This window comes from Achromobacter pestifer (assembly GCF_013267355.1).
GTDB lineage: Bacteria > Pseudomonadota > Gammaproteobacteria > Burkholderiales > Burkholderiaceae_B > Achromobacter > Achromobacter pestifer_A.
In genome coordinates this window covers 5,467,912-5,494,472 of record NZ_CP053985.1, presented here as the reverse complement: position 1 = coordinate 5,494,472, position 26,561 = coordinate 5,467,912, and the positions used below count along the sequence as shown (strand labels likewise).

Annotated in this window: 22 protein-coding genes, 1 pseudogene and 1 riboswitch; of the genes and pseudogenes, 15 read left to right on the top strand and 8 right to left on the bottom strand. The window is 63.4% G+C overall.

Features of this window, described 5'->3' with window-relative positions:
• Nucleotide 1: 1 nt before the first annotated feature.
• The 3 genes from FOC84_RS26070 to FOC84_RS26060 form a co-directional block, all read right to left on the bottom strand.
• A complete protein-coding gene (locus FOC84_RS26070) occupies nt 2-1,450 on the bottom strand; it encodes an AMP-binding protein (protein ID WP_254241786.1) in 1,449 nt (482 codons plus the stop codon).
• A 294-nt stretch (nt 1,451-1,744) separates the two neighbouring features.
• On the bottom strand, nt 1,745-2,164 hold the full coding sequence (locus FOC84_RS26065) for a MaoC family dehydratase (RefSeq protein ID WP_254241785.1): 420 nt from the start codon (nt 2,162-2,164) through the stop codon (nt 1,745-1,747).
• Between the two features lie 11 nt (nt 2,165-2,175).
• Entirely contained in the window at nt 2,176-2,622 is a 447-nt protein-coding gene (locus FOC84_RS26060; protein WP_173147323.1) for a MaoC family dehydratase N-terminal domain-containing protein, read from the bottom strand.
• 208 nt (nt 2,623-2,830) lie between these two features.
• Here FOC84_RS26060 and FOC84_RS26055 point away from each other — a divergent pair, with 208 nt between their 5' ends.
• The 7 genes and pseudogenes from FOC84_RS26055 to FOC84_RS26030 all read left to right on the top strand — a co-directional run bounded on the left by FOC84_RS26055 (nt 2,831) and on the right by FOC84_RS26030 (nt 9,615).
• Nucleotides 2,831-3,229 carry a Zn-ribbon domain-containing OB-fold protein gene (locus FOC84_RS26055; RefSeq protein ID WP_173147321.1) on the top strand — a complete coding sequence of 133 codons (399 nt, stop codon included), beginning with the start codon at nt 2,831-2,833 and terminating at the stop codon, nt 3,227-3,229.
• Entirely contained in the window at nt 3,226-4,389 is a 1,164-nt protein-coding gene (locus FOC84_RS26050; RefSeq protein ID WP_173147319.1) for a thiolase C-terminal domain-containing protein, read from the top strand. Before FOC84_RS26055 ends, FOC84_RS26050 begins: the two co-directional genes overlap by 4 nt.
• Nucleotides 4,390-4,458: 69 nt before the next feature.
• Nucleotides 4,459-5,178: a TetR/AcrR family transcriptional regulator gene (locus FOC84_RS26045; protein ID WP_173147317.1), complete on the top strand. Its 720-nt coding sequence runs from the start codon at nt 4,459-4,461 to the stop codon at nt 5,176-5,178.
• A gap of 9 nt (nt 5,179-5,187) precedes the next feature.
• Nucleotides 5,188-5,289 (top strand): annotated as a pseudogene (locus tag FOC84_RS33600) (alpha/beta fold hydrolase); the annotation flags it as partial.
• A 148-nt stretch (nt 5,290-5,437) separates the two neighbouring features.
• A complete protein-coding gene (locus FOC84_RS26040; protein WP_254241784.1) occupies nt 5,438-5,890 on the top strand; it encodes an RNA polymerase sigma factor in 453 nt (150 codons plus the stop codon).
• A 34-nt stretch (nt 5,891-5,924) separates the two neighbouring features.
• Nucleotides 5,925-6,917 carry a FecR family protein gene (locus FOC84_RS26035; protein ID WP_173147313.1) on the top strand — a complete coding sequence of 331 codons (993 nt, stop codon included), beginning with the start codon at nt 5,925-5,927 and terminating at the stop codon, nt 6,915-6,917.
• Between the two features lie 250 nt (nt 6,918-7,167).
• The gene (locus FOC84_RS26030; protein WP_173147311.1) at nt 7,168-9,615 is read left to right on the top strand and encodes a TonB-dependent siderophore receptor; all 2,448 of its coding nucleotides are present in this window, start codon (nt 7,168-7,170) and stop codon (nt 9,613-9,615) included.
• Nucleotides 9,616-9,633: 18 nt separating this feature from the next.
• Here FOC84_RS26030 and FOC84_RS26025 read toward each other — a convergent pair whose 3' ends face one another.
• Nucleotides 9,634-10,851: an MFS transporter gene (locus tag FOC84_RS26025; protein WP_173147309.1), complete on the bottom strand. Its 1,218-nt coding sequence runs from the start codon at nt 10,849-10,851 to the stop codon at nt 9,634-9,636.
• A 107-nt stretch (nt 10,852-10,958) separates the two neighbouring features.
• Between FOC84_RS26025 and FOC84_RS26020 the strand changes: the two genes are divergently transcribed.
• Both FOC84_RS26020 and FOC84_RS26015 read left to right on the top strand, forming a co-directional pair.
• Nucleotides 10,959-11,720: a B3/B4 domain-containing protein gene (locus tag FOC84_RS26020; protein ID WP_254241783.1), complete on the top strand. Its 762-nt coding sequence runs from the start codon at nt 10,959-10,961 to the stop codon at nt 11,718-11,720.
• A gap of 60 nt (nt 11,721-11,780) precedes the next feature.
• A complete protein-coding gene (locus tag FOC84_RS26015; protein WP_173147307.1) occupies nt 11,781-12,995 on the top strand; it encodes a benzoate/H(+) symporter BenE family transporter in 1,215 nt (404 codons plus the stop codon).
• Between the two features lie 54 nt (nt 12,996-13,049).
• Here FOC84_RS26015 and FOC84_RS26010 read toward each other — a convergent pair whose 3' ends face one another.
• The gene (locus FOC84_RS26010) at nt 13,050-14,024 is read right to left on the bottom strand and encodes a hypothetical protein (RefSeq protein WP_173147305.1); all 975 of its coding nucleotides are present in this window, start codon (nt 14,022-14,024) and stop codon (nt 13,050-13,052) included.
• Nucleotides 14,025-14,034: 10 nt separating this feature from the next.
• Entirely contained in the window at nt 14,035-14,892 is an 858-nt protein-coding gene (locus tag FOC84_RS26005; RefSeq protein WP_173147303.1) for a DUF2272 domain-containing protein, read from the bottom strand.
• Between the two features lie 473 nt (nt 14,893-15,365).
• Here FOC84_RS26005 and FOC84_RS26000 point away from each other — a divergent pair, with 473 nt between their 5' ends.
• The 5 genes from FOC84_RS26000 to FOC84_RS25980 all read left to right on the top strand — a co-directional run bounded on the left by FOC84_RS26000 (nt 15,366) and on the right by FOC84_RS25980 (nt 20,677).
• Nucleotides 15,366-16,889, top strand: a complete 1,524-nt coding sequence (locus FOC84_RS26000) for an amidohydrolase family protein (protein WP_173147301.1) — start codon at nt 15,366-15,368, stop codon at nt 16,887-16,889.
• 117 nt (nt 16,890-17,006) lie between these two features.
• Complete coding sequence (locus FOC84_RS25995; protein WP_173147299.1) at nt 17,007-18,113, top strand: ABC transporter substrate-binding protein; 1,107 nt, start codon at nt 17,007-17,009, stop codon at nt 18,111-18,113.
• 9 nt (nt 18,114-18,122) lie between these two features.
• Nucleotides 18,123-18,986 carry an ABC transporter permease gene (locus tag FOC84_RS25990; protein WP_173147297.1) on the top strand — a complete coding sequence of 288 codons (864 nt, stop codon included), beginning with the start codon at nt 18,123-18,125 and terminating at the stop codon, nt 18,984-18,986.
• Entirely contained in the window at nt 18,986-19,792 is an 807-nt protein-coding gene (locus tag FOC84_RS25985; protein WP_173150410.1) for an ABC transporter permease, read from the top strand. Before FOC84_RS25990 ends, FOC84_RS25985 begins: the two co-directional genes overlap by 1 nt.
• 15 nt (nt 19,793-19,807) lie before the next feature.
• Nucleotides 19,808-20,677: an ABC transporter ATP-binding protein gene (locus FOC84_RS25980; RefSeq protein WP_173147295.1), complete on the top strand. Its 870-nt coding sequence runs from the start codon at nt 19,808-19,810 to the stop codon at nt 20,675-20,677.
• A 51-nt stretch (nt 20,678-20,728) separates the two neighbouring features.
• Here FOC84_RS25980 and FOC84_RS25975 read toward each other — a convergent pair whose 3' ends face one another.
• Nucleotides 20,729-23,098, bottom strand: a complete 2,370-nt coding sequence (locus FOC84_RS25975) for a patatin-like phospholipase family protein (RefSeq protein ID WP_254241782.1) — start codon at nt 23,096-23,098, stop codon at nt 20,729-20,731.
• A 187-nt stretch (nt 23,099-23,285) separates the two neighbouring features.
• Nucleotides 23,286-23,415: riboswitch (TPP riboswitch) on the top strand.
• A 70-nt stretch (nt 23,416-23,485) separates the two neighbouring features.
• Here FOC84_RS25975 and thiM point away from each other — a divergent pair.
• Nucleotides 23,486-24,304, top strand: a complete 819-nt coding sequence (gene thiM, locus FOC84_RS25970; protein ID WP_173147293.1) for a hydroxyethylthiazole kinase — start codon at nt 23,486-23,488, stop codon at nt 24,302-24,304.
• A gap of 3 nt (nt 24,305-24,307) precedes the next feature.
• Here the strand turns inward: thiM and FOC84_RS25965 are convergent, their stop codons facing one another.
• A complete protein-coding gene (locus tag FOC84_RS25965) occupies nt 24,308-26,410 on the bottom strand; it encodes a TonB-dependent receptor (protein WP_173147291.1) in 2,103 nt (700 codons plus the stop codon).
• Nucleotides 26,411-26,561: the final 151 nt, after the last annotated feature.

Sequence of the window (26,561 nt, the reverse complement as noted above, 5' to 3'; positions counted from 1 at the left end):
CTCAAATCTCCATTTTGGATGTGTCGTAACGATCCCTAAGAACATTCTTTTGCAGCTTCCCTGCCTCCGAGCGGGGCAGCTCATCGAGAAATTCATACCGTCGAGGGCATTTGTAGCCAGCCAGGGATTGGGCCGCGTGGGCCGCGAGTTCTTGAATCAGGCCCGCCCGGTCGCAGCCTGCGTCGACCGGCTGTATTACCGCCAGGACGCTCTGCCCCCATTCGGGGTCATGCACGCCGATGACCGCAACATCCTTTACCGATCGATGGGTGATCAGGCGGCCTTCGATTTCAGCGGGATAGATATTCACGCCCCCCGACAGAATCAGATCATTGCGGCGATCGAGAATGAACAGGAAGCCATCCTCATCGAGGGTGCCGATATCGCCAGAGGTCGCGTAGCCATCGGCGAGATGAGTCGATCGCGTCTTTTCTTCGTCCTTGTGATAGGCGAAATCCGTCATGCCGTTGCGCGAAAAGATCACGCCTGCTTCGCCAGCCGGCAACTCCTGGCCGCTCTCATCGACAATCTTGAGTGTTGTTCCAGGCGCCGCACGGCCCACCGTTCCCGGCTTTCTCAGCCAGTCTTCCGGGCCCACCACCGAGTAGATGCCTGCCTCTGTCGAACCAAGGTATTCCCAGATCTTGGGTCCGAACCAATCCAGCATCTGGTGTTTGACATCGATCGGGCAAGGCGCGCCGGCATGCACGACGCATTTCAAACTGGAAACATCGTACTTTTCGCGATTCTCGAGCCGCAGCAGTCTGACAAAATGCGTCGGCACCATATGCACGGTCGAGACCCGATACTTTTCAATATCGCGCAATACGAGCTCAGCATCGAACTTGTTGCGGCAAACAACCGTATGGCCGCGGTGCAGGGACGACATCGCCCATGCTCCAGGCGCCGAATGATATAGGGGCGAAAACACCAGGTGGCAACCCGGGTCGTGACTGGCGCCAATCAGATCAAGTAGATCCGGTTGACCATCGAGCATCTCCTCCGGGCTCTTGTCCGAGAGTACGCGCTTCACACCCCTGGGCCTGCCGGTGGTGCCCGATGTATAGCTCATCCACGAACCTGCGCTGCGCTGATCGGGCTTGCGGCTGTCCGCCTTCAATTCGTCAAAACCGCCCCAGCCAGCCTCGGCCCCGCCGACGGTAAAGCGCAACGTCGGCAATTCGACCGCGGCAAGGCCAGGCGCGAACCCATGCGACGCGATCAGCATCCTTGAATCGCTATCGCGCAAGATATAGGCGACCTCATCGACAGTGAGGTGCCAATTGATCGGCACCATGTACAAGCCGAGCTGCCCCGTGGCCAGCGCAAGCTCGAAATATGCCTGGCGGTTTTCAAGAAGCACGGCGACGGCATCGCCTCTGCGCAGGCCTCGTGCGCGCAGTCCATTCGACAATCTGTTGACCTCGTCGAGCAGCCCGCCAAAGGTCACCGATGCTCCGTCCGGCTCAATGCATGCAATGCGTTCGGGGTGCCTGCAAGCGACGCTATAGAAACCTTTCGATTCGGGTCCTGGGCCATGCATGGGTCTTCCTCCAATGATTTGCTGAGCAAACTCGTTTTTCTGTCCGGAAACTATTGCTTCAATTTACAGACGATTATTGTCTGTAAATACTAGTGTTGCACCTACCCCAGTGTCAAGGACTAAATCCATCGCCCTGTTTCACGGGCTTCGCGGCAAGTTCCTCAACAAAAAACGCACAGCCAATCCGAAAATCTTGTCACCTCAATAGGCGACGACTACCGCCTCGCCCAGCAACTTCTGCCCGCCATTCTGATCCTGGCAGCCCAGGCTCAGCGTGACCAGCCTCTCTCCATTGGCCGCGGACTTTTCGATCACGCGGCCCATGCACCTTGGCTGGTCGCCTACGTTCGTGATCCCGGTGAATCTCACCGATATGCTGCGTATGTCTTCCTGCGGCGCCAGCCTTGTCAGCAATCTTCCCAGATAGGCCGCCGAAAGCATGCCGTGTGCGAATACATCCGGCATGTCGGCTTTTCGGGCGAAATCGATGTCCACATGAATCGGGTTATGGTCGCCGGATGCGCCGCAATACAGCGCCAATGTGGTCCGGGTGATGGCCGGAATATCCGTCAGCGCGATCTCGTCCCCGACAGAGATGGCGGAATAATCAAGTCTTTGCACGTGCATTCTCCTTATCCGTTTCTACGTTCGACGAGTGTGCAGCGAAGCTGAGCCACTGCCTCCCCATTGGCATCGCTCACGGCAGTCTCCATGACGACAAAATGAAGCTGGCCGTTCTTCTTGTCGTATACGTCGGCCACCTTGGTTTCAAACTGCAGGACGTCGTCTGCATGGACCATCTTGCTATAGGTGAACGCCTGCTCGGCATGCAGAATGCGCGCCAGGTCCAGCTTCAAGATCGAGAGGGTATTGCCGCTACCCGAGACCTCGCTATTGAGACAGAACAAGAAGGTCGGTGGAACTGGAATACCCCTGTACCCGGCGTCGCGCGCCGCGGATTCATCGGAGTAGATCGGATTGTCCTCCCCGATCGCCTTTGAAAAGAACTTCAACCGCCCTCTTTCTACCGTCGCGGTTCCGCGAGACAGAATCGTCCCGATATCAGTCGGCTCAGCCATTGCGCATCTCCGTGGAAAAGAATTTCGCCTTGGTGCGCACAGGCTCGCCAGACCACCAGCCCCTTGCCGATGGAACTGTTGACATGCCCATGCGCCAGCACTACTATTTTCAGACATTTTTCGTCCGAAATGCATCGTAGCACGGAAATTAAGGAGACCGATAGCAAGTCCAAGCAAGCCCATCGTCAATCACACCGATACCAAACCCATGAAGCCCATACCGACACCAGACACCCTTCCATACTGGAACGCTGCAAAACAAGGCCGGCTCGAAATTCAACAGTGCAATGACTGCGGAAAGTTCTTCTTCTATCCCGGGATTTTCTGCCGGCATTGCCTTTCCGACGCGGTCCACTGGAAGCAGGTTTCCGGAAAAGCAAAACTGATCTCCTACGTGATCAACCACCGGCCTATCGCTGGCAATGAGGGCGCGTCGCCCATCATCGCCCTGGTCGAACTGGCCGAAGGCCCGCGCATGATGACCAACATCGTAGGCGTCGTGCCCACGCCGGAAAGCCTGGTACTGGACATGGACCTCGTGGTGGATTTCGTGCAGCGCGATGGCATTTCGCTTCCCGTTTTTCAGCCCGAGGTAATCAGCGTATGAGCAACAAGAATATGCATGGCGGCAACGTAGCCATTGTTGGCGCCTCAGAAACGAACGAAATTGGCGTTCTTCCTTCGAAGTCCGTCATAGCGCTCCATGCCGAAGCGGCGAGAAACGCCCTCCGCGACGCGGGCCTGTCCCCCACGGACGTCGACGGAATCGCAACGGCGGGGCTGATGCCGATGGAGGTCTCGCACTATCTGGGAATCACGCCCAGGTGGATCGATGGCACGATGGTCGGCGGATGCAGCTTCCTTTCGCATGTGCGGCATGCGGCCGCAGCCATTGCTTGCGGAGCCGCGAATGTCGTCCTCATCACCCACGGCGAATCCGGACGTTCAAGAGTCGGCGCGCTCGCCTGGGCCATCAATGCGGCGGCGCCGGATGGGCAATTCGAAGCGCCTTATGGCGCCGTGGCGCCTTACTCCACCTTTACCGTGCCCGCCATGCGATTCCTGCATGATCGCGGCATGGGACCGCGAGATCTCGCGGAAGTCGTGGTCGCGCAACGGAAATGGGCAAGCCGCAACTCGCGCGCCTTGCGCCGGGAGATCGTCACCGCCGACGAAGTGCTCGGCGCGCCAGTCATCGCCTACCCGTTCACGCGCGACATGTGCTGCGTTGTCACCGATGGCGGCGGCGCCCTGGTGTTGACCAGCGCCGAGCGCGCCGCGGACCTGCCTTCGGCAGACCGTGCCGTCTACTTGCTGGGTTCTGGCGAATCCGCCGAATCGCGGCTGGTTTCGCAAATGGAAGACGTAAGTTCGTTCCAGTCCTTCCGCAGGTCATCCAGGGAGGCATTTGAAACCAGCGGAATCGGCCACGACGATGTGGATCATCTGATGTGCTATGACGCGTTTGCGCACCTGCCGCTATACATGCTCGAGGATCTCGGATTCGTGGGCAAAGGCGAATCCGGCGCATTCATTGCGGACGGCAATACGCTGCCGTCGGGCAAGCTGCCCATGAACACCAATGGAGGAGGCCTCTGCTACACTCATACGGGCATGTATGGCATGTTTGCCATTCAAGAAGCAGTCCGTCAGTTGCGGGGCTGCGCCGAAGCTCAAGTTGAACAAGCGCAGCTTAGTTTTGTGCAAGGCGTGGGAATGTTTTTTGCCGCTTCGGCCAGTCTGATACTATCCGCCAGCCGACCCTGATTGTTGCATGCGGATGGTCGCCTGACATCCGCGCAGTGAGTCCCCCGAAGGAGCATGCGCCGTGGCGGCATGCTCCATTTTGCTTTGTGGGGAGCCGTGCTCGCCATCCGATTCATATCCGAGGGCAGAATTCTGAATCCGTCTACACCCAGCCGCGGCCGTCCGACAGATCCCACGCTCGAACCCCGGGTCTTTGCCGCAACCCGCGCCTTATATAAGGAGCTGGGCTGGACCGGACTGACCATGGATGGCGTGGCGCGCGCGGCGAAGGTCGGTAAGGCAGCGCTCTACAAGCGCTGGCCAAACAAGGGAGCCTTGATCGCGGACGCGCTGGACGATATGTCCCGCACGTTCCCGGATTTCACCAATACCGGATCCCTGCGGGGAGACCTGCTGGCCCTGTCCGTCGAAACCTTGCGTTTCTATGCCCAGGGCAATGGCCTCATCATCGCCCGATTCCGGATAGAGGCGAAACTTTTTCCAGAAGTATTGGGCAAGGCGGTTGCGGACTGGGAACGCCGCGACCGGGAATGCGGGCGAAAGATCATTTTGCAGGCCATGGAGCGAAATGAAATACCGAGAAGCGTGTCCCCCGCGCTGATACTCGACCTGGTTGCCGGCGCGCTGCTGAATCATTTCATGTACACCCCAGACGACAAAATGAAAATGCTTCAGAAAAACTGCGTGAGCTATGCCGAAACGATCGTCGACTTCGTTCTCCGCGGCGTGGGCTATCGCGCTGTCTTGCCTGAAAACAATCCGCCAGGCAACGCGTCCCGGAAGGCCTGAGGTCCGTCAGGACGGTCTGTCCGCGTCCATCAGCCCGACAGCAGTCATTCGCCATTCATGTCGCAGCCGGCCGTACGGGCCAGGATGCTGGCCGATATTGCAATGAACTGAGCGCCAGACGCGCCCAGCTCCGGCACGGCCCCTCATTGATTAAATGAGAATTAATTGCGATAATGCGCGTCCCTCGTCATTCCCCTATTGCATCGTGTCTGGCCGCCGCCCTCGCAACAGTGGTTGGCTCGCTTACTACGGCGAGCTCATGCGGTCGTGGACCCGCCGCGGCGGCGCGTCGCACGATGCGCAAGACGCCACGCAGGATACGGTGCTGAGCATCCTGCAAGCCGATGCGACCCTGATCCGGGATCCGCGCGCCTATCTGGACCGAAGCGTGCGCAATGGCCTTGCCAGGCAGTATCAGCGGCAAGCGCGCGACTCCCATGTTGCCTTGCATGAACTGCCCGAGGAGCACCAGCCCTCGGGATCGATCGATCCGCACAACGCCATGCGCGCGTCGCAGCTCGCCGACGCGCTGCTGCTGGCGCTTGAAGAACTGCCATTGCCCTGCCGCCAAGTCTTTGCATGGCACCGTCTGGAAGGCCGCAGCATGCCCGATATCGCCGACCAGATGGGCCTGTCCCTGAGCATGGTGGAGAAGCACATGACCCGCGCCATCCGGCACATCCAGGCCCGCCTGCGGCAGTTCGGCTCCTGATTCCCTGGCACGTCCGCCGTACACTTACCCTCCGATGAGCACCGCCCCCCACCCGCCGACCACGACCGATCCGCACGACCAGGCGGCTCAGTGGTTCACGCGCGTCCGATCGGGCACGCTGCGCGATGACGAGCGCCAGGCGTTCGACGCCTGGCGCCGCGCGGATCCTCTGCACGAGGCGGCTTACCAGGAAATGGAAGACGCCTGGAAGGCCAGCGCCGCGATCCCCGAGGCCGCCTTGCGCAGCATCATCGAACAACGGCCGGCCCGCGCGGCGCCCGCGCACGCGGCGCGCCGGCGTCTGGTCTGGGGCCTGGGGCTGGGCTGCGCCGCGGCGCTTGCCGCCCTTGCCGTCCATCCCGAATGGACCAGCCAACCGCCGTTGTTCCAGGAGAGCTACGCGACGGCGCGCGGCGAACGCCGCGAGCTGCTGCTCAACGACGGCACCGTCGTGCAGATGAATACCGGAACCAGGCTGGATGTCAGGCTGTACGCCGGCAAACGCGTCATCGACCTACGTTCCGGCGAGGCATTTTTTACTGTGACGCACGACGCCGAGCGGCCCTTTTTCGTCGTCACCGGACTTGCCCGCGTGAAGGTGACGGGAACGCGCTTCAACGTGCGCAGCGAGCAGGACTCGGCCCGCATCGGCGTCGAACAGGGATCCGTGGAAGTCAGCAGCGACAGTTGGTGGCGCCGCGCGGCCCGGCTCGCACCCGGGCAAGGCCTGATGATAGATGCAAGGCATGGCATCACCGAGCCCGAGGCTCTCGACGTCGCGAGCTGGGCTGCCTGGCGCCAAGGCAAGGCGGTGTTCCGCGGCAATACGCTGGCGCAGATCATCGGCGAAATGAACCGCTACCGCGACCAGCCCTTGATCCTGCAGGCCGAGCGCCTGCGCGATATGCGGATCGCTGGCGTCTTCAGCATTGACGACAACGCGTCGTTCCTGTCCGTGCTGCCGCAGCTTGCGCCGGTGCAACTCCTGCCTCAGGCCGATGGCAGCATTCTGATCCGCGCCAGATGAAACAACCGGTTTCAATTAAACCGGGAAAATCATTACGGGGTTCTGGGCCCGCCGCTCTCTAGAGTTTGAGAGGGCAGCCCGGCTTCGCCGCGCTCGCCTTCGCCGAACCTTTGGCCAAAGGGTTTGACGCGCCGAGCGTCGCATCCAACTTGAACCTCAAACAGTGAAAACTCGAAATACGCTGGCGGCTGCAGATGTCCGCCAAACCTGGCGGCGCGCTGCCGCCAATCTGGGAGCGCTGTCCTTTTCCTTGGCTTGCTTGCTCGGCGGGCTGCCCGACCGGGCGCTGGCGCAGGAACCTGCGGTGGTCCGCATCGAGATCACCGCAACCGCGCTCAACGACGCGCTGCTGCAACTGGGTCAGCAGGCGGACATGCAGATCTATTTCCAGCCTGATCTGGTCCAAGGCCTGAAAGCGCCTTCCTTCGCGGGCTCCTTCACCGCGCAACAGGCCCTGGCGCGCCTGCTGCAAGGCAGCGGCATCGAAGCGCACTGGTCGGGCCAGAACGTCACGCTCCAGCGCTCCGGCGCTGGCAGCCCGTCGCAATTGGCGCCGGTCACCGTGTTCGGCAACGAGTATCCGCTGGTCACGGAAGGCAGCGAAGCCTACACGATGGAACGGGTATCCATGGGCAAGGGCCAGGCGGTCAAGGACATTCCGCAAACCGTCACAGTGGTGACGCGCGCGCAGATCGACGACCAGAACCTCAGCAACCTCACCGAGGTACTGGACAAGACGACGGGCATTACGGTCAACAAGAGCGGCACCCTGTCGGGCATCTCGCATGGCAACGACAGCGTATTCTCGTCGCGCGGCTTCACCGTCTCGAACATCCAGCTCGATGGCGGCGCGTCCATGGACACCGCCATGAGCGGCTTCGGCTCCATCAGCCAGCTCGACATGGCGCAGTTCGACCACGTCGAGTTCCTGCGCGGCGTCGACGGCCTATTCTCCAGCACGGGCGAACCCGGCGGCACCATCAACCTGGTGCGCAAGCGGCCGATGCCGGAGTTCCAGGGCAATTTCTCGACCACCGCCGGCAGCTGGGACTACTACCGGGCCGACGGCGATGTCACCGGCCCGCTGGGCATGGACGGCAAACTGCGCGGCCGCATCGGCCTTGGCCAGGAAGACCGCAAGTACTTCTACGACGTCGCCAACACCAGGAAGACCGTCATCTACGGCTCCGTGGAAGCCGATCTCACGTCCCGCACCCTGCTGACGCTGGGAGGCAGCTATCAGCGTTCCAATGGCGTCTTGAACGTCGGCGGCCTGCCCCGCTACAGCAACGGCCGGGATCTCGGCCTGCCCCGCCATACCGCGCTCACGACCGATTGGAGCCGCAGCCGCGAAGACACCAAGCAGTTGTTCGCCAAACTGGAACACAGGATCAATGACGACTGGAGCGTATCGGCCGACGCGCTCTATCTCGACGTCTCCCGCGACTCCAGCATTGTCTATACCTACGGCGCCGTCGATCCCGCCGATGGCACAGGCCCGCGCTGGTACAGCTACCCCGCCAACAGCAGCATGCAGCGCATCGCCTTGAACCTGAACCTGAAAGGCAGCTTCGACGCGCTCGGCCGGCGGCATGATCTGATCGTGGGCGCCGACTACAGCAAAGCCGATTCCGACGGCGTCCAGCGCTACAGCCTGATGTCGGGCACCGAAGCGGATGTGTTCAACGTCAACCGGCCGCAGCAAGCCGGCACCACGCCCGGCAAGGACGATCACCGCAAGTCCAGCCGCGAGGCCTTGTATGGGTCGTTGCGCATAGGCCTGACCGATGCCGCCAAGCTGATCGTCGGCGGGCGCTATTCCTTCTACGAGTTCTCGACCCACAACACGCAGTGGAATCCCGACGGTTCCGTCGCCCGCACCCAGAACCTGGGAACCCGGCGCGAGAACGGCGTTTTCACGCCGTACGTAGGCGCCACCTACGCGCTCACGCCGAACTGGAACGCCTATGCGAGCTATGCCGAGACCTACAACCCGCAAGACACGCTGCTGGGCGGCCCCTTGCCCGGCAGTCCCATCGACCCGGTCGAATCCAAGAACTACGAAATCGGCGTCAAGGGCGAATTGATCCCCGATCGCGTGAACGCGTCGCTGGCCCTCTATCGCATCCAGCGCACGGGCGAAGGCGTGGAGGATCCGCGCTACGAGATGGAGTACGGCATCGCCACCTGCTGCTACGTCAATCAAGGCAAGATCGTCAGCCAGGGCGTCGACCTCGAAATCAGCGGAGAACTGGCCCCCGGGTGGCAACTGACCGCTGGCTACACCTACAACAGCAACGCGGACCGCGACGGCGACACCGGGCGCTACAGTTCCATCACGCCGCGCCATCTGTTCAAGCTATGGAGCAGCTATCGCCTGCCCGGCCAGTTGAACAAATGGCGTATCGGCGGCGGCGTCACGGCGCAAAGCGCGAACTACGTGTCGGGCACCGCGTCCACGTACAACCCCGATTCCGGAAAATGGGACGGCAATGACGTGCCGTTCAAGTTCAGCCAGGCCGGCTATGCCCTCTGGAGCGGGCGAATCGAATATCAGATCGACCCGCGTTGGTCGCTGGCATTGAATGCCAACAACCTGTTCGACAAGCGCTATTACCAGACCGTGGGTTCCAGCGGATTCGGCAATTTCTATGGCGAGCCACGCAATTTCGCCTTGACGCTGCGCGGCAGGTTCTGACGCGCCCCTCGCGCGGTACTAGCCGCCATCAACGGCTAGCGCCGCTCTCGATTTTGTCGACAGCGACATTACCAGTGCCGCGGCGGCCAGCGCCGCTGCCACGAAGCCCAGATTCTCCGCCCCCACCCACTCGATTCCAAGGCCGCCGATCGAACCGGACAGCGCGATGGCCAGGTACAGGATGGCCTGATTGAGTGAAACCAGCACCCCGGCCGCTTCAGGCTTGAGCGCGATCAGCCGGTGCTGTTGCGGCGTCGTGATCGCGAAGGCGGCAATTCCGTATATCGAGATCATTGCGAAGGCATAAGGCAGATGGCCGGTCGTCAGCCGCAGCGCCAGCAAGCTGGCGATCAGCCAAAGCAAGGCGACCGCCACGACCCTGGGGCCGCCGATCCGGTCGGCAAGCATGCCGGCGCCCAGATTGCCGAACGTGCCGACCACGCCCAGCGTCGTCATGAGCCCCGCGAGGTAAATGCTGCTGCCCTGCGTGGCCCGCTCGAAGATGATGCCCATATAGGTGTACGGCATGTACACGGCGGTGAACGCCAGCAGGGTCACGCCCAGGACCGCGACAATGCGAGGCTCAAGCAGGAGACGCAATTGCTCGCGTAATCCTGCTGCTGCGGCGATCGTGGTCCTCTTCGGGATAAAGACGAAGACCCCGGCCGCGCCCAGCGCCGCCAGAGCGGTTGCCAGCCACATGGTCGAACGCCAGCCGAACATCCCGCCCAGCGCCGTGCCCAGGGGCGCGCCCAGCGCGGTCGCCGCGGTGAAGCCGCTGACGACCAAGGCGATTGCGCGCCCCCGGTGCGCTGGCGAGACCATGGCGGCGGCCGTGACCGTGGCGTTCGGCACGAACCATCCCACGCCAAGCGCCGCCACGATCTGGCCACCCAGGACCTGGGCGTAGGATGGCGCGAGCGCGGTCCAGACACTGCCTGCAAGATAGATCATCGCGGCAAGAACCAGCACGATTCTGCGGTCCCACCCCGCGGTGGAGGTCGTCAGGACCGGACCGGCGACGGCGCAGGTCAGCGCGAAGATCGTGATCACCTGTCCAGCGACGGCCGGTGAAACGCTCAGGGAGACGCTCAGCAGCGGCAGCAAGCCAGCCAGCACGAACTCCCCGGTTCCGACGACAAACACGCCGAAGGCAAGCAGCGCAACGGGAAACCATTGGTTCTTGGCCTGATGCCGATCCGCCGGGACTGATGTTTTCAGGATGGTGCTGGTCATGCCAAGTCGCCTCTCGTATGTCATTGCGTGTCCACCGAATAATATACATACGACCGTATATATTCAAGTGCGAATTACGCCGTTCAATGACACCAGCCTGCGGGCGGATGACGAGCCGGTCCGCAATTTCATTCAAGACGCGCCCCGATCCCATCGCACATAGTGTTGCGCGAACCCACCGAGCCACAGACATGCCTCTCCCCTTCCGCTACGCCCACGACCTGCGCACCCGCTTTTCTCAGCTTCGATCCGCTGCCTTGCTGGTTGACCATATCGATGCAACGGCCAACGCCGATCCCGCGATTTCCAGGCTCATGGCCATTGCCGACCAGCGCCTGGCGGGCGCCAGCGAAGCCGAATTTCCCGAGATACAAGCCTGGCGGCGCGCCTTTGCCGCGATGGGCCTCAAGCCGACCCAGTACCGTTGCGCATCCGAAGCGCTGCTGCGGCGCTACCGCAAGGAAGGGGCGTTGCCTGCGCTGCACCCGCTGATCGACCTGTGCAACGCCGCTTCGCTGGCGCACGCCATACCCATTGCCGTCTTCGATGCGGACCAGATCGCCGGCTCCCTGGCCGTACGGTTCGCACGCGGCGATGAAACCTACGAAACCTTCGCAGGCCAAACCGAGCACCCGGAACCCGGCGAAGTCATATTCGCCGATGATTCCGGCCGCGCCCATGCGCGCCGCTGGACCAATCGGCAGAGCGGCTGGTCCGCGATCCGCCCTGCCTCGACGCGTGCGCTGATCGTCGCGGAAGCCCTGCACGAAACCGCAGAACAGGATATTTCCTGTATTGTTTCGGAGCTCGGCGAGGCGCTGAGAACGATATGGCCCAACTGCACGCTACGCAAAGTGGATCCGCAATGACGTTCGAATCATTCTTCCTCTTCTTCAGCTGTCGTGACCTGCTCACCCAGGGGCAGGTCCATGGCTGAGCAAAACACGATTCCAGCCGCCTCGTCCTCGTTCCCGGCGGACGAACTGACCAACGCATTTGTGGCGTTCCTGTTTTCCGCCTCCGCGCCGGTCGCCATCATCCTGAGCGCCGGCGTGAAGGGAGGCCTCAGCCAGGCCACCCTGGCTTCGTGGATCTTTGCCGCATTCGTGCTCAATGGCATCCTCACCATCGTGATGTCCGCCATCTACCGGCAGCCGCTCGCTTTCCTATGGACCATACCCGGCGCCGTGCTCGTCGCGAGCGCCCTGCAGCATCTGCCCTTTGCCGAGGTCATCGGCGCCTATCTGCTGACCGCCGCGCTGATGCTGGTGCTGGGGCTGACGGGATGGGTCGGCGCCATCATGAACCGCATCCCCATGCCTATCGTCATGGGCATGGTCGCCGGCGTCTTTCTCAGCTTCGCACTGGACTGGATCAAGTCGTTCGCCGCCGATCCTTGGCTCGCGGGCATCATGACAGCCACCTTCTTCCTGGTCTCGTTCTTTCCCGCAGTGCAAAAGCGTTTCTCGCCCATCATCGGCGCGCTGATCGCCGGGGTAGGCACACTGGTGTTCATGGGCAGGACGCCGGCCCTGGAACATGTCACGCTTGCGACCTCGGTGGCCAGCCCGCAGTTCTACGCGCCGGTATTCTCCTGGGCCGCCGCGTTCGAGCTGGTGCTGCCGCTTGCCGTTACCGTGATCGCCGTGCAGAACGCGCAGGGGATCGCCGTGTTGCGCAATTCGCTGCACCGGCCGCCGGTCAACGCCATCACCAATGCCTGCGGCGTGTTCTCGGCGCTGACCGCATGCCTGGGCTGCGTCTCCACCTGCCTGGCCGGCCCATCGAACGCCATCATCGCTTCCGGCGCCAACGCGTCGCGGCACTGGATCGCCGCGATCTTCCTGGGCGTGATGGTGATCGTGTTCGGACTGTTCTCGCCGCTGGTCACGCAGGCGCTGCTGGCCACGCCCGCGGCCTTCGTCGCGACGCTGGCGGGTCTGGCGCTCTTGCGCATCCTGCAAAGCTCCTTCCATACCGCGTTCCGCCAGCACTTCACGCTGGGCGCCCTGGTCGCCTTCCTGGTGACGCTGGGCGGCCTGCCGCTGCTGGGTATTGGCGCGCCGTTCTGGGGCGTGGTGTTCGGCGTGGCGACCAGCTTCATCCTGGAGCGCGGGGACTTTTCGAAGCCGCCGGGTGGTTGAGATGACTTGCTCGAAGATCGGCAAGCGCGCTCAAGAGTCTGTGGCGCCGGGGTTTTATGTGGGGAGCCAGGTCCGACGGCTTAACCTGCGCGAATGACGCGATTCGGGCTTGTTCTGTGCAAAAAAGGAAAATGCAACATGTTCCTCATTGATCTCAACAAGGCCGTAGTTTCTATGCGTCTCGCCTATCGTCACGGCGTACTTTACCGCCGCGCCTGACGAAGTCGCTTCATGCAAAGGCCAGCCCGTGGTGAAAAAAGCATCAGACTCGTTGCGGTGGATGTCGCCACTGAGTACCAGGATCTTGCGCACGGCTGCCTGGCCTAACAACCAATTCCAGTCAGCGACATATCCAACTTTGTAGTCGGCACAGGTAGAGCCACTGGCAAACAGATGAACTGCGTCAGGCGCGAGGTCCATGGCAGCCTTGAAGCCGGCTCTTTGTCGCGCGCCCAATATCGTGCACTGGTCGGCTGGGATCAGCCAGGTTCCGGTGCGCCAGCTACGTACATCTGCAAGATGCAACATCACGTCATCCGACAGCTTGATACTTGGAGATTCAAGAGGCGGCTGATTCTCCTTCCAAAGAACCGGTGCGCTATAGGCCTTGGAAAACGAGCCCGCAGTCATGCCTTTTTTCAAGGTTCTTCGAAATGCCTCATGCAGGGCGGTGCTGATACGCAGCTTCGGCGCCTGAACAGGACTTTCCCTGGCAGCCGCGCCCAGCACATCATTCCATAGGCAGTCGTGATCGTCCCAAGTGGTCCAGACTGAACCTGCTGGCAACGACTTCACGAGTCTGGAAAACTGTGCCTGGTGAAGCAATTCGCTGTATCGAGAAAACGCATGCTTGGCAAAAGCGTCCACGCTCATATCTTTTGGATGTCCTGCTTCCCCGACGTGTATGTCGAGATACAAGCTGTCGCCCAGCAAGATCAGATGATCTGGCGTTTGCTCTCTTATCCAGTCCCAGACTGGTTGATCATTGAATACATTGGAGGCAATGCAAGAGGCAAATGCGATGCGCATATGAGTCCCCTCAAGCGATTCGGTTTTTCATCAGGACAATTGCTTCTCCGACCAACTTTCCCTTACGGAATCGTTGGTTCTTCGCGATATTGCCGCCGGCCGTCAGCTGATAGCCGGTAACGAAGACCGATTGGCTGACATTGCCGCCTATGGCCAACGCGACCTCGGTGCCTACCGCCACGATGATGTCGGAATGGCTGGGGGCTTCCGGGTTTTTTGACGCTTCGAGATATTGGTCGAACGTGAAGGGAGTTTCCCGCCAACTACCGATGATGTCGCCGACCTCCGGTTTTTCTTCCGTGATGGGAACGCCCCAGAACGGCGCGGACATGTCCCGGCTCGCCCGCTTCTTGATGGCATCCCACATATAGGCCGCGTGACCGATGGACCGCTTGAACGCCTTGAATTCCGGGATGATCTTCGCCGCATTGCTTACCATGAGAGATATAGCGACGGCGGACCAGGGATAGCGGGTGTCCTTTCCGGTCAGATCCTTACCCAGCGCCTTCCACATTTCGTGGATATAGCCGCTATAGGGTTCCTCGTTCTCCTTTCCTCGCCCTTTGTCGAATCGAAGCCACTGTTCCACCGCGGCCGCTACAAGTGCTTCGCGAGCTCGCGTGGCGGGTGGCCGCAGCGTCGGCTGTTTAGTCTTGGCCCACTTGAACTTCGAGTCCGCCAGGCCATCAACCGAGTAGCCTTTGACGTCCAAGCCAGCCATTTTCGTTTGGACATGGTGCCACCCCGCGGGCGCGCCCCCCAGGTCGACAATTTCCTGGCCTAGCGTCAGGCTGCCGATTGGCGCGTTCTGCGCCGTGCTGGGAGTGGCCCGCAAATTGACTGCCTCGACATTGACGAAACCCTTCATGAGACGCTCTCCGATCTCCTCGGACATAGGCCGCCGCGCACGCCAAGCCGAGCAAACAATGTCTTTCAACCCAAAATGGCCAAAGAGGCACAGGTTCCAACGTACGGCGTCAACGCACAGTACGTGAAAACGCCCTGACCAGCCCTCCACCAATCGCATGAACGGCACCGGCTCGGATACCATCCGCACAAGGTTCTGGGCAAAACATCTTCCCCTCGGCATGGTCGCGAATCGGTCGATGTATACGGCGGCTGCGAGAACCATGGTAGGAGCATCTTGTCGGATGCCACATCCCCAGATTTGAGTATGCGGACTCCGCCCCCCCAATCGCCCCAATGCCATAAGCACATCACTCAGTTAGAAATTGCGAATCGGTCGTTTGGCCAGGCGACCGTCTCCCGTACTGTGACCTGTCCGCGCCGGCCTTGCCAAACCCGCAAGGCGCCGCGTCCGTTTCACTCTCGGAGACCCGCATGAACGACCGGCTGCACCGTACCCAGGCTTCCCGCTCCGCCGCGATCAAGGCGAAGCTGGACTATCCAGTGATCGACACCGACGTACACGTCAACGACTACGCGCCCGTGCTGGAGGACTACATCCAGCACTATGGCGGCTCCAAGCTGGTGGACGTGCTGCGCAAGACGCAAGGCTCGCGCTTCGCCACCAAGTCCCAGGGCAAGGACTGGTACCAGCAGACGCCGGAAGAACGGCAGCGCAACCGCACGCTGCGCTCGCCCTGGTGGGCGCGCGTCACGCGCAATACCCTGGACCTGGCGACGGTCACGCTGCCGGAGCTGCTGTACGAGCGCCTGGAGGAACAGGGCTCGGACTACTCCATCCTGTTTCCCAACGACGTGCTGGCGCCGCTGGGCGCGGGCGACGAGTACCGCCAGCCGCTGCACCGCGCCATCAACCACTTCCATGCGGACCAGTACCGCAAGTACAGCGACCGCCTGACGCCCGTGGCGGGCATTCCATTGAACACGCCGCAGGAAGCCATCGAGGAACTCGAGTTCGCGGTCAAGACGCTGGGATTGAAGGTGGCCAACATTCCGGGCGGCGTGCGCCGGCCGATCAAGGCCATCGCCGACAAGTACCCGCCCGCGGAATTCCCGGAGATCGCGCGCCATGCTTCCTACGTGGACTTCTTCGGCCTGGACAGCGAGTACGACTACGACCCGTTCTGGGCCAAGGCGGTGGAGTTGGGCGTGCCGCTGGCCACCCATTACGGCAGCCAGGGCTGGACCGGCCGCCATTCCATCAGCAATTACATGTTCAACCATATCGGCCACTTCGCCGACGGTTCCCAGGCCTTCGCCAAGGCGCTGTTCTTCGGCGGCGTGACGCGGCGCTTTCCGAACCTGCGCGTGGCCCTGCTGGAAGGCGGCGCGGACTGGGGCGCGCACGTGTACGCGCACCTGGTGGACCGCTGGGAAAAGCGCAACCGCAATGCCGTGCAGCAGTACAACCCGGCCAACGCGGACGTGGAGCTGCTGGCGGACCTGTTCGAACGCTACGGCGCCGAACTGCTCAAGGGGCGCGAGATCAACAAGGACACCTTGCTGCGCGACAGCCTGGGCCTGTCGGCGCTGCACCACAGCCGCGAACCCGTGGGCGATGAACTCGACGACTTTGCCGCGGCCGGCATCGACAGCGTGGAGGACATCCGCAAGCGCTGGGTCGACAGCTTCTACTTCGGCTCGGAAGCCGACGACCGCACCATAGGCGCGGCCTTCAACGACCGCGCCAATCCGCTGAACACCAAACTCAACGCGATCTGGTCATCCGACGTCGGCCACTGGGACGTGCCCGACCTGACCGAGCCCCTGGCCGAAAGCTGGGACCTGGTGGAAGACGGCGTGATCTCCGCGGCGGATTTCAAGGCGCTGGTATTCGACAACCCCTACCGCTTCTATACCCAGGCGCATCCCGATTTCTTCAAGGGCACGCGCATCGAGCAAAAGCTGCAGACGCGCGCCGAGAAGCGCGCGGCCTGACCTTACCGCAACCGGGCAATCCCGCCCGCCGGCACGCGCTGGCGGGCGCTCAGTCCTGCCCGCGGCCGGCGCCTGCCGGCCCGGACTTTTCATTCATCATCGATATACGGAACGACCATGCGCACCCTGCTCTCTCCCCGCAGCCTGATTTCACGCCTGATGCTGGGCGCTGCCTTGTGCGCCGTCAGCCTCGCCTCCCTGGCCGCGTCCGACGTGGTGCGCATCGGCGTGGCGACCGCCGGCGGCGGCGATCCCATCACCTGGGGCGGCTCGCCGGGCGGCGTGGCGCGCGCCAACAACTGGCTGGAGGAAGCCTTCCAGGGCACCGGCACCCAGGTGCAGTGGCTGTTCTTCAAGGGCGCGGGCCCCGCGGTCAACGAAGCGCTCTCGAACAAGCAGATCGATTTCGCCTATCAGGGCGACCTGCCGTCGGTGGTGGGCCGCTCCAACGGGTTGAAGACCCGCATCCTGCTGGGCAGCGGCGTGCGCAACAACCTGTACGTCTCCACGCCCAAGGACTCCACACTGCAATCGCTGGACGACCTGAAGGACCGCAAGGTGTCGATCTTTCGCGGCACCAACGGCCACCTGGTCGCCATCAACGTGCTGGCCTCGCGCAAGCTGACCGAACGCGACATCAAGGGTGTCAACCTGGACACCGGCAGCGCGCAGGCGGCGCTGGTCTCCAACGGCGTGGATGCGGCTTTCGGCGGCTACGAGTACTTCAAGCTGCGCGACCAGGGCCTGGCGCGCATCATCTACTCGACCAAGGGTCAGGATCCCTCGTACACGCGCCAGGCTTCCCTGCTGGTGCGCGAGGATTTCGAGAAGGAGAACCCCGAAGCCGTGCAGCGCGTGGTCGACGTGTTCGTGCGCGCCGCGCAATGGTCCTCCGACGAACAGAACCGCGATGCGCTCTTCAAGATCTGGGCGCGCAGCGGCACACCTTACGCGTCCTGGCAGGCGGAGTTCGACGGCGAAGTGCTGGCCGTGCGCAATTCGCCGCTGCTGGACGAGTTCCTCGCCGCGCGCTACCAGGCCGTGGCGGACGATGCGCTGAAACTGAAGCTGATCCGCCGCCCCGTGAGCGTGGACGGCTGGTTCGAGCCGCGCTATCTCAACGCCGCGTTGCAGAAGGCCAATCTTGCCGCCCGCTGGACCGCGTTCAACGCGCAAGGCCAGCCGGCATCCGCCGAGCGCCAAGCCAGCGCCGCCGCGCGCTAAGGAGCCGCCATGTCCGGAAATACGCTGAGCGCGCCGCTTCCGTCCACGCGGCGCGGTGTGCGCCAGGCGCCTGCCGAGCTGCTGCGCAACGCCGGCGGCCGCCTGCTGCCCTGGCTGCTGCCGCTGGCGCTGCTTGCGCTCTGGCAGTCGGGCGCCTCGCAGGGCTGGATCTCGCCGCAGGTGCTGCCTTCGCCCCACTTCGTCTGGCTGACCTTGCAGGACCTCTACAGCAGCGGCGACCTCTGGCTGAACGTGCAGGCCAGCATGCAGCGCGTGCTGGTGGGCTTCGCGGTAGGCAGCGCGCTGGGCCTGGCGCTGGGGGCCGCGATGGGATTGTGGCGTCCGCTGGAAGCCTACATCCTGCCCACCTTCAACGCGCTGGTGCAGATCCCGGTCCTGGCATGGCTGCCCTTCGTGCTGCTGCTGGTGGGCATAGGCGAGCCACTGAAGTACATCCTGATTGCCAAGGCCGCGCTGGTGCCGGTGACGCTGAACACCTTGCAGGGATTCCGGCAGACGCCTGCCAGCCTGCTGGAAGTGGCCCGCGTCTATGGCTACACGCGCCGCCAGCAGGTGCTGGAAGTCGTATTGCCCCACGCCTTGCCCACGCTCTTCACCGGCCTGCGGCTGGGTTTCACCAAGGCCTGGCTGTCGCTGGTGGTGGTGGAGCTGGTCGCATCCAGCGAAGGACTGGGCTACCTGATCGTCTATGGCCGGCAGCTGTTCCAGCTGGATCTGGTGATGGCGGCGGTGATCGTGGTGGGCGCCATCGGCTACGTCATCGACAAGCTGCTGGACATGGCCGAAGCCCGCGCGGGCGGCGGCCAGGCCGCTACCCGCCTGGGCGCGGCGTCCACCGGAGCCCAGGCATGATGGCGCTATCGATCAACCCGCTGTCCCTCGCCCGCCGCACCAGCCTTTGGGTACGCGCCCGCTGGCGTGGCCTGGTGCTGCCCGCCGCCGCGATCCTGGCCTGGTGGGCGCTGGCGCGGCTGGACTGGGTGTCCACGCCCTTGCTGGTATCTCCGGAGAAGGTGCTGGAGACGGCCGCCAGCCAGATATCGTCGGGACGGCTGTGGCGCGCGTTGAGCGCGAGCCTGGCACGCGAATTCACCGGCTTCGCGATCGGCACCACGCTCGGCCTGATACTGGGCGCGCTGCTGGGACTGCTGCCGTTGTTCAACCGTATCGTGGGCCCGAGCTTCAACACCTTCAAGCAGATCTCGCTGTTTGCCTGGATCCCGCTGATCTCCGTCTGGTTCGGCCTGGGCGATGTGGCCAAGGTGACGTTCCTGTCGCTGGCCGCCCTGGTGCCCGTGGTCGTCAACACCTGCGACGGCATACGCAGCACGCCCACCGCGCTGCTGGAAGTGGCTCGCGTGTTCGGCTATTCCCGCTGGCAGACGCTGCTGCACGTGGTGCTGCCGTCGGCGGCGCCTTCGATCTTCACCGGGGTGTACCTGGCGCTGATCTACTCCTGGCTGGCGACGATAGGCGCGGAGTACCTGCTGGTCGCGGGCCACGGCATCGGCAACACCTTGATCGAAGGCAGCGAACACTTCCAGATGGACCTGGTGATCTTCGGCATGTTCGTGATCGGCCTGGTGGGCTGGTCCATGAATGCTTTGGCCCGCGCGCTGGAGCGCCGGCTGGCGCGGCACCGCTACGGCGCCGCCTGATGGAGTAGGAAAGGAATGACGAGCATCTTCGGCAAGGAATTGAACATCCGCGGCGTGGGCAAGCGCTATGCCGGCCCCGGCGACGGCGCGGAGGCGCTGCAGGTCCTGCAGGACATCAACCTGGACGTGCCCGCCGGGCGTTTCGTCAGCATCGTGGGCGCAAGCGGCTGCGGCAAGTCCACGCTGCTGCGCCTGATCCTGGGACTGGATGGCGACTACTCCGGCCAGATCCTGCTGGACGGCAAGCCGGTGCGCGGCGCGGGCCTGGACCGCGGCATCGTGTTCCAGGACCACCGCCTGTTTCCATGGCTGAACGTGGAGCGCAATATCGCGACGGCGCTGCGCAACGCGCCCCTGTCGAAGGCCGAAAAGCGCGAGCTGGTGGCCGAGCACATCGCGCTGGTCGGCTTGCAGGGATTCGAGAAATCCTACCCGCACCAGATCTCGGGCGGCATGGCGCAGCGCGTGGCGATCGCGCGCGGCCTGGTCAACCGCCCGCGCGTGCTGCTGTTGGACGAGCCGCTGGGGGCCCTGGACGCGTTGACGCGGTCCCGGCTGCAGAACGAGTTGCAGCGCATCTGGCAGCAGGAGCAGATCACCATGGTGCTGGTCACCCACGACGTGGAGGAAGCCGTGTTCCTGGGCGACCGCGTGGTGGTTATGCAGCCGCGTCCGGGACGCATCCGCCGCGTCGTCGACATCGATCTGCCGCATCCCCGCAACCGCAGCGATCCGCGCTTCATCCGGCTGCGCGATGATGTGCTGAGCGACTTTCTCGATCCGGATGGGCGCGTGGCGGATAACGAGACCCTGCCGCCTGCGGGTGGGCTGGCGGCCACGGTCGGGGCCTTGCCTGCGCTGGGGCGCCTGCGCATGGCTTGGTAGCCCCTATCCTGGACAGCGTCCGGGACGCCGCGCGGGCCGGCCCGCATGCACCTAGACGCGCGGCGCCGCTAGCCCTTGGACCGAAGCCCGCGCCAGCATCTCAAGCACGGTGGCCGTGAGATGCTGACCTGTCAGCAGGCCCAGCAAATGATAGGCCTCCCATTGCGCTTCGTCGAAGAACTGGTCTCCTGTGCTCTGCTGCGGAAAGCCGCTGCCCCGGGCGTCCCGGGCATAGGAGGCCAGATCCAGGGGCGCCTGCTTCGGTACCCGCGGTTTGCATACCAGCAGCACGCCCTGCCTCCCGCTTGAGTACCGGATGAGGGCCGGAAGCAGGCAGCCGCAGCCCGGTTCAGAACCATGCTCGGCCAGATCTGCAAGCGTGGTCATCGCAGTTGAGGCCTGGGTCCATGGCAAGCGGGAAGCATCCAGGAATTCGATTTCAGCGGCGTAGTCGATCCTGGCCTTGCGCACCAGATTTTCCAGGTCTTCGCAGCGATACTTCGGATCAGCGCCCACGTCCGCCACCACGATCAATGGCAATTCACGCTTGAGCAGCGCATAGACGCCCGTGTTCTCAAAATGTCCACCGTCCGACACATACCAGGCGTCGGACCGCAGCCCCGGGAACCGCGCCAACAGCTCCGACAACACGGCTGCCGCCTTCGGAAACCGGCCTGCCAGCCAAGCCGCCGGGCGTTCGCACCTTGGAGACCGGGAAGCCTCGGACGAGGAAGACTCGCCTCCCCCGCGCCATTCCTGCCGGGTCGACTGGACAGCCTTGGGCACGGTGTACCAGTATCCAAGCCTGGCGCTCATCAAGAACAGCAATGCCGCAATTCCCGGCCGTGTCCGCGATCCCATTCCCGTGCTCGCGGCTGCCCCGGAAATGGCCACCCATCGGGACAGCGACCCGAGCCCGGCAACATCACTGATCGGCGCGGCGGTGCCGATCTCGACACCCAGCGAGCTGACCGTCAGCGCCACGCCCTTGCGATCGGCGTTGTAATTGCGGGTCCGGTCATCGATGGTCTGGTTGATGCAGGTGCTCATCAGGTGTATCGGCCCGCCATGGCGTTGCGGCATATACCGGTTGAGTTCGATGTCATCGCCTGCGGCCGCGTCCAGCAGCGCCAATACGCGGTCGGTCGCGCCATCCTTGGCGGGCTGCAGCGGAGATTCCGCGAAGCGCGCATCCTCCTTGGAAACGGCAGCATAGTTCCCCACCGACACATAGGCCCGTTCTATGCGCGCCCGGTAGAAATTGTGCAGCGACGACAGATTCAGGACCTCGCGCTGTTTCCCCGTCCACAGGTAAAAGACGCTCACCGCCAACAAGGGCACCAGCCAACTCAAGGCCAAGGCCGATTTCCCCTCCACGCGCCAACCCGGAAGTTCCCAGCGCACATCAGATAGGGTTGCCGCATGCATCAGCGCCGACAAGCCAACCAACAGCATGGCGACATAGAGCAGGCCGGCGATGTTTATCAGCTGCATGGCGTTGTGCGCCAGCAGCGTCATGCCCTTGCGAACGATCAGCCGCTGCAAATGAGGCCATGCGAAACGCAAAGCCGCGACGGCCGATGTGGCGACGGCGCCTACCGCCACGGCTGGCGCCGCTCCGATTTTCATCCAATCGTAGAGCGCCACGGCCGCCATTCTGGCCAGCATCAATGAGACAAGAATTGCTCCCAGCCAGAGCGCCTGCGCCAATTGCTTGTTCCACGCCAGGCGGCGCGACGATACCGTGCCCTGGTTTGTGGAATCGGCAGCAGCCGCGCCTACGCTCCAATAGCCCAATACAGCCACCAAGGCCCATGATCCGGGTAGCGCCAAGCTCCATAGCCAGAGTTGTTCCGACCCATCCGGCAACCATGGCCACACATGCCGCAGATTCGGTAGATTGATGAGCAACGCCGCCAACAACAACAGGATCAAGACCTCGAAGTGCGACCCGACAACACCCCGAAAAATGGATGCTGCAGCCTGTCCCAGATCCTGTCGGCCCGCAGCCTTCAGATAACGGCCATTGCTACGCAACCACCAGAGCAACAGGGTATCGTCGCGCGCCAGCCCTCTCTCTACCTCCGCCGCGCCCTGGCCCTCTTGGTAGAGCCTGCCTAGCGCGGCTCCGATGTAGCCGCCGCCGGATACCGTGGAAAGGTAATCGAAGCGGCGCAGCACGCGGTTACGGGCCAGCGCCCGCAATAGACCGAAGCAGAATGTCGCGCTACGTATGCCACCGCCCGATAGGGCCAAGCCCCAGCCAGTACTTTGCGGACCGTCCCCGCCATCTTCGCGAGCAAGGTGCCGCGCCCGCGCAGCCAGGGCTTCCTGGTCGCTCGTCCCGTGTTTCCTATCCTCGTCGCCGTCCTGATCGCCAGCAGCGCGCGAGACGGCGCGCATCTCCGCACCTTCTTTCATGTGTGGCATTCCGGCATCGGCTCGACCGGGGGGTATGCGAGTTGCCATGCCTGCCTCCATGCGCCAAATGGACTGCGCCCATTGTGATAAGGAGCCATTCCTCCTGCAATAGGCCATAAGCACCGGTCAAACCGAGCCACCCCCGCCGCCACTGCTTGACAAGCCTAGCGGCCCGCCCGAACATGTGTAAATCCACCCGGGGCGCTTCGACAAGAGGCCGAGACGCCGCTGGCGCGGGCGACACGCCCATGCAGCGCGGCAACCCGTTGAACCTGATCCAGGCAATGCTGGCGTAGGGACGGTGCCGAACCGCTAGCGCGCCGAGTTCCATTGAGCCGCCCGCCCGGCCTTCCGCCCGCCTGGATCCCCAGAGCGAGGCCCCACGGCATGCAATTCCTTCCCGACCTTTCCGCCCAGGCGCTCATTTCGCGCGACCTGATCGCCGCCCTGCGCCGCGATGCGCCGCTGGTGCAGTGCCTGACCAATTTCGTTTCCATGAATACCGCGGCCAACGTGCTGCTGGCCATGGGCGCCTCGCCCGCCATGGTGCATGCGCAGGAAGAAGCGCCCGAGTTCGCGCGCGTCTGCGGCGCGGTCGTGATCAACATCGGCACCCTGTCGTCGCCCTGGCTGGACAGCATGCTGCTGACCGCCGCGTCGGCCAACGAGGCCGGCATACCCTGGGTGCTCGATCCGGTGGCGCACCACGCCACCGCCTTTCGCCGCGACGCGGTGCGACGCCTGCTGGACCTGGGCCCCGCCATCATCCGCGGCAACGCCTCGGAGATCATCGCGCTGGCTGGCGGCCAAAGCGCGAGCAAGGGCGTGGACGCGCGCGACGCCGTCTCGCAGGCCGAACAGTCCGCGCATGCCATCGCCGCCAGCCGCGCGACGGTGGTGGCGGTGACCGGTGAAACCGACTACGTCACGGACGGCACGCGCGCCGTCCGCATCGTGGGCGGCTCACCCTTGATGCCGCGCGTCACGGCCACCGGCTGCGCGCTGACGGCGCTGGTCGGCGCCTGCGCGGCGGTGTCCAGGGATGATCCGTACTCGGCGGCAGTCGCCGCCCTGTCGTGTTTCGCCATCGCGGGCCAGCGCGCCGGCGTACAGGCGGACGGGCCCGGATCTTTCGCATGGCGCTTCCTGGATGCGCTGGCGACGCTGGACGCCGACAGCCTGACCCGGGAATCGCCGTTGCGCTAGGGCCTACATGCGGTACTGCAGGCTCAGCATCGCATTGCGCGGCGCGCCCGGCATGTTCAGGTTGGGGCTGCTGCCGTGGGCCGACACGATGTAGCCGGCATCGAACAGGTTGTACACGTTCAGCTGCACCGAGTACGGCCCCTTGCGCCACCACGCGGCAGCGTCGGCCGTCACGTAGCCCGGCAGCCTGACGGTATTGCCCGGGTTGGCAAAGCGCGCGCCCACCAGGTTCAGGCCGGCGCCCACGCCAAAGCCTTCACCCAGATCCTTGGTGATCCAGACATTGCCGGCATGCCGCGGCGTCAGCGTGGCGCGCTTGCCTTCCACGTTCTTGCCGCTCTCGCGCGCGATGGATTCGGTGATGCGAGCGTCCAGGTAGGCGTAGCCCAACATTGCGCGCCAACCGTTGCTCAAGTCCCCCTGCAAGGTCCATTCCGCGCCGTCGGTGCGCTGCGTGCCGACCGGCACCAGCGTGTTGGTGATCGGATTGTTGACCTTGATGTCCGTGCGTTCCAGGCGGAAGACGGACACAGTGGTCGACAGTTTGCCATCCAGGAAATCGTATTTGGCGCCGATTTCGTAGTTGGTGGTTTTCTCGGGCGCCAGATCGGCATTGTTGGCGGCCAGCGAGAATGCTTCGCCGGACGGCTGGTACGACTGGCTCCACGAAATGTAGTATGACTGCACCGCGTCCGGCTGGAACACCAGGCCCAGGCGCGGACTCCAGTTCGAATCGGTGCGGGCCAGGTTGGTGCCGTTGCGGCGGTCTTCGGTCTTCTGCTCGAAGCGGTCATGGCGCACACCGCCCAGCACCTTCCAGTGTTCGCCCAGCGACACCATGTCCTGCACGTACAGGCCCAGGGTGTTGAAACGGCCCAGGTTATCCGTGCCTGGCCGGCCGGCGACCTGCAAGGGCAAGGTCGGCAGCACCGGATTGAACAGATCGACGGTGGCCACATTGTTGGCCGAGTAGTTCACCAGGTCTTTGTTCTGCTGCCCGACCTCCACGCCGTACAGGATCTCGTGGCGCACCGCGCCCCACTGCGCGCGCTGCGTCAGTTCGGTCTGGTTGGTCCAGCCGTGCTCTTCGCGCAGCACATTCGAGCGGTTCAAGGTCACGGTCCGCGCGGCCTCGTTCACGATGCCCGGCAAGGTGTTGTTGCGATCCAGGGTGTAGTGGTAGTAGCGCGTGGCGTTGCGCAGCGACCAGTTCTCATTGAAACGATGGTTCAGCGTGGCCGCATAGGACTGCACGCGCGCCTGTGAATAGTCCGCGTCACGCGCGTTTTCGGCGCCGTAGTAGGTGGAAGGATCCACGTCCACCGGCCGGCCGTGATAGGCGGGGATGCCGAAATCCGTGACGCGGCGGTCTTCAAGGAATTCGGTTTGCAGCAGCAGGGTCGTGCCTTCGCCCAGGCGGAACTGGGCGGACGGCGCAATTGCCTTGCGGTCCAGGAACTGCTTGTCGCGATAGCTGTCGCCCTTCTCCACCGCGCCGGTCAGGCGCCACGCCATGCTGCCGCTTTCGGTCGAGCGGCCCAGGTCCAGATCCAAACGCCGGTCGTTCCAGGAACCGTAGCTCAAGCCCACCTGCGTGATGTCCTCGCCGGGCTTCTTGGTGATGCGATTGATCAGACCACCCGACGATCCGCGGCCGTACAGCACCGCGGCCGGCCCCTTGATGACGTCGATGCGTTCAACGTTGGACAGGTCGCGGAAATACAGCGCGTCGTCGCGGAAACCGTCGACGAACTGGTCGGCGATGGCCGTAAAGCCCCGAATCGACACCTGGTCGCGCTGCCCGTCACCCGTGGAGAAGCTCACGCCCGGCACGTTCTTCAGCGCGTCCTGCATCGAATTGGCATGCTGGTCGCGCATGACTTCCGCGGGCACGACGTTGACGGTTTGCGGAATATCGCGCAAGGGAACGTCGATCTTGGTGGCGCTGGACGAATCAGGCGGGTTGTAGCTCTGCGACGCTGCGTCGTTGCCGTATACGCTCACGGCGGGCAAGGTGGGAGTGCTGGTCTGGGCTTGCGCCGGCGCCGGGCTGGCAAGGGGCGCCAGGGCGAGCAATGCTGCGGAAATCGAACGAGGAGCGTGCATGGCCGTGCTGCGTCTTTCTAAAGTAGTTTGAAATGGAACGATCGGCGATTCTCCTGTCAATAAGAATAGGTCGCAATCGTTTTATCATTTCGTTGCCGGCCGGCCACGATAAATGAGACAACCGTCCAATTCAGTTTCTTGTCAGTAGGTG

Coding starts and splice junctions, on each gene's coding strand:
- FOC84_RS26060 (WP_173147323.1), bottom strand. CDS start 2,622: ATGGCTGAGCCGACTGATATCGGGACGATTCTGTCTCGCGGAACCGCG.
- FOC84_RS26035 (WP_173147313.1), top strand. CDS start 5,925: ATGAGCACCGCCCCCCACCCGCCGACCACGACCGATCCGCACGACCAG.
- FOC84_RS26055 (WP_173147321.1), top strand. CDS start 2,831: ATGAAGCCCATACCGACACCAGACACCCTTCCATACTGGAACGCTGCA.
- FOC84_RS26025 (WP_173147309.1), bottom strand. CDS start 10,851: ATGACCAGCACCATCCTGAAAACATCAGTCCCGGCGGATCGGCATCAG.
- FOC84_RS26050 (WP_173147319.1), top strand. CDS start 3,226: ATGAGCAACAAGAATATGCATGGCGGCAACGTAGCCATTGTTGGCGCC.
- FOC84_RS26005 (WP_173147303.1), bottom strand. CDS start 14,892: ATGAAGGGTTTCGTCAATGTCGAGGCAGTCAATTTGCGGGCCACTCCC.
- FOC84_RS25980 (WP_173147295.1), top strand. CDS start 19,808: ATGACGAGCATCTTCGGCAAGGAATTGAACATCCGCGGCGTGGGCAAG.
- FOC84_RS26020 (WP_254241783.1), top strand. CDS start 10,959: ATGACGAGCCGGTCCGCAATTTCATTCAAGACGCGCCCCGATCCCATC.
- FOC84_RS25990 (WP_173147297.1), top strand. CDS start 18,123: ATGTCCGGAAATACGCTGAGCGCGCCGCTTCCGTCCACGCGGCGCGGT.
- FOC84_RS25975 (WP_254241782.1), bottom strand. CDS start 23,098: ATGAAAGAAGGTGCGGAGATGCGCGCCGTCTCGCGCGCTGCTGGCGAT.
- FOC84_RS26000 (WP_173147301.1), top strand. CDS start 15,366: ATGAACGACCGGCTGCACCGTACCCAGGCTTCCCGCTCCGCCGCGATC.
- FOC84_RS26015 (WP_173147307.1), top strand. CDS start 11,781: ATGGCTGAGCAAAACACGATTCCAGCCGCCTCGTCCTCGTTCCCGGCG.
- FOC84_RS25995 (WP_173147299.1), top strand. CDS start 17,007: ATGCGCACCCTGCTCTCTCCCCGCAGCCTGATTTCACGCCTGATGCTG.
- FOC84_RS26040 (WP_254241784.1), top strand. CDS start 5,438: ATGCGGTCGTGGACCCGCCGCGGCGGCGCGTCGCACGATGCGCAAGAC.
- FOC84_RS25985 (WP_173150410.1), top strand. CDS start 18,986: ATGGCGCTATCGATCAACCCGCTGTCCCTCGCCCGCCGCACCAGCCTT.
- FOC84_RS25965 (WP_173147291.1), bottom strand. CDS start 26,410: ATGCACGCTCCTCGTTCGATTTCCGCAGCATTGCTCGCCCTGGCGCCC.
- FOC84_RS26010 (WP_173147305.1), bottom strand. CDS start 14,024: ATGCGCATCGCATTTGCCTCTTGCATTGCCTCCAATGTATTCAATGAT.
- FOC84_RS26045 (WP_173147317.1), top strand. CDS start 4,459: ATGCTCCATTTTGCTTTGTGGGGAGCCGTGCTCGCCATCCGATTCATA.
- thiM (WP_173147293.1), top strand. CDS start 23,486: ATGCAATTCCTTCCCGACCTTTCCGCCCAGGCGCTCATTTCGCGCGAC.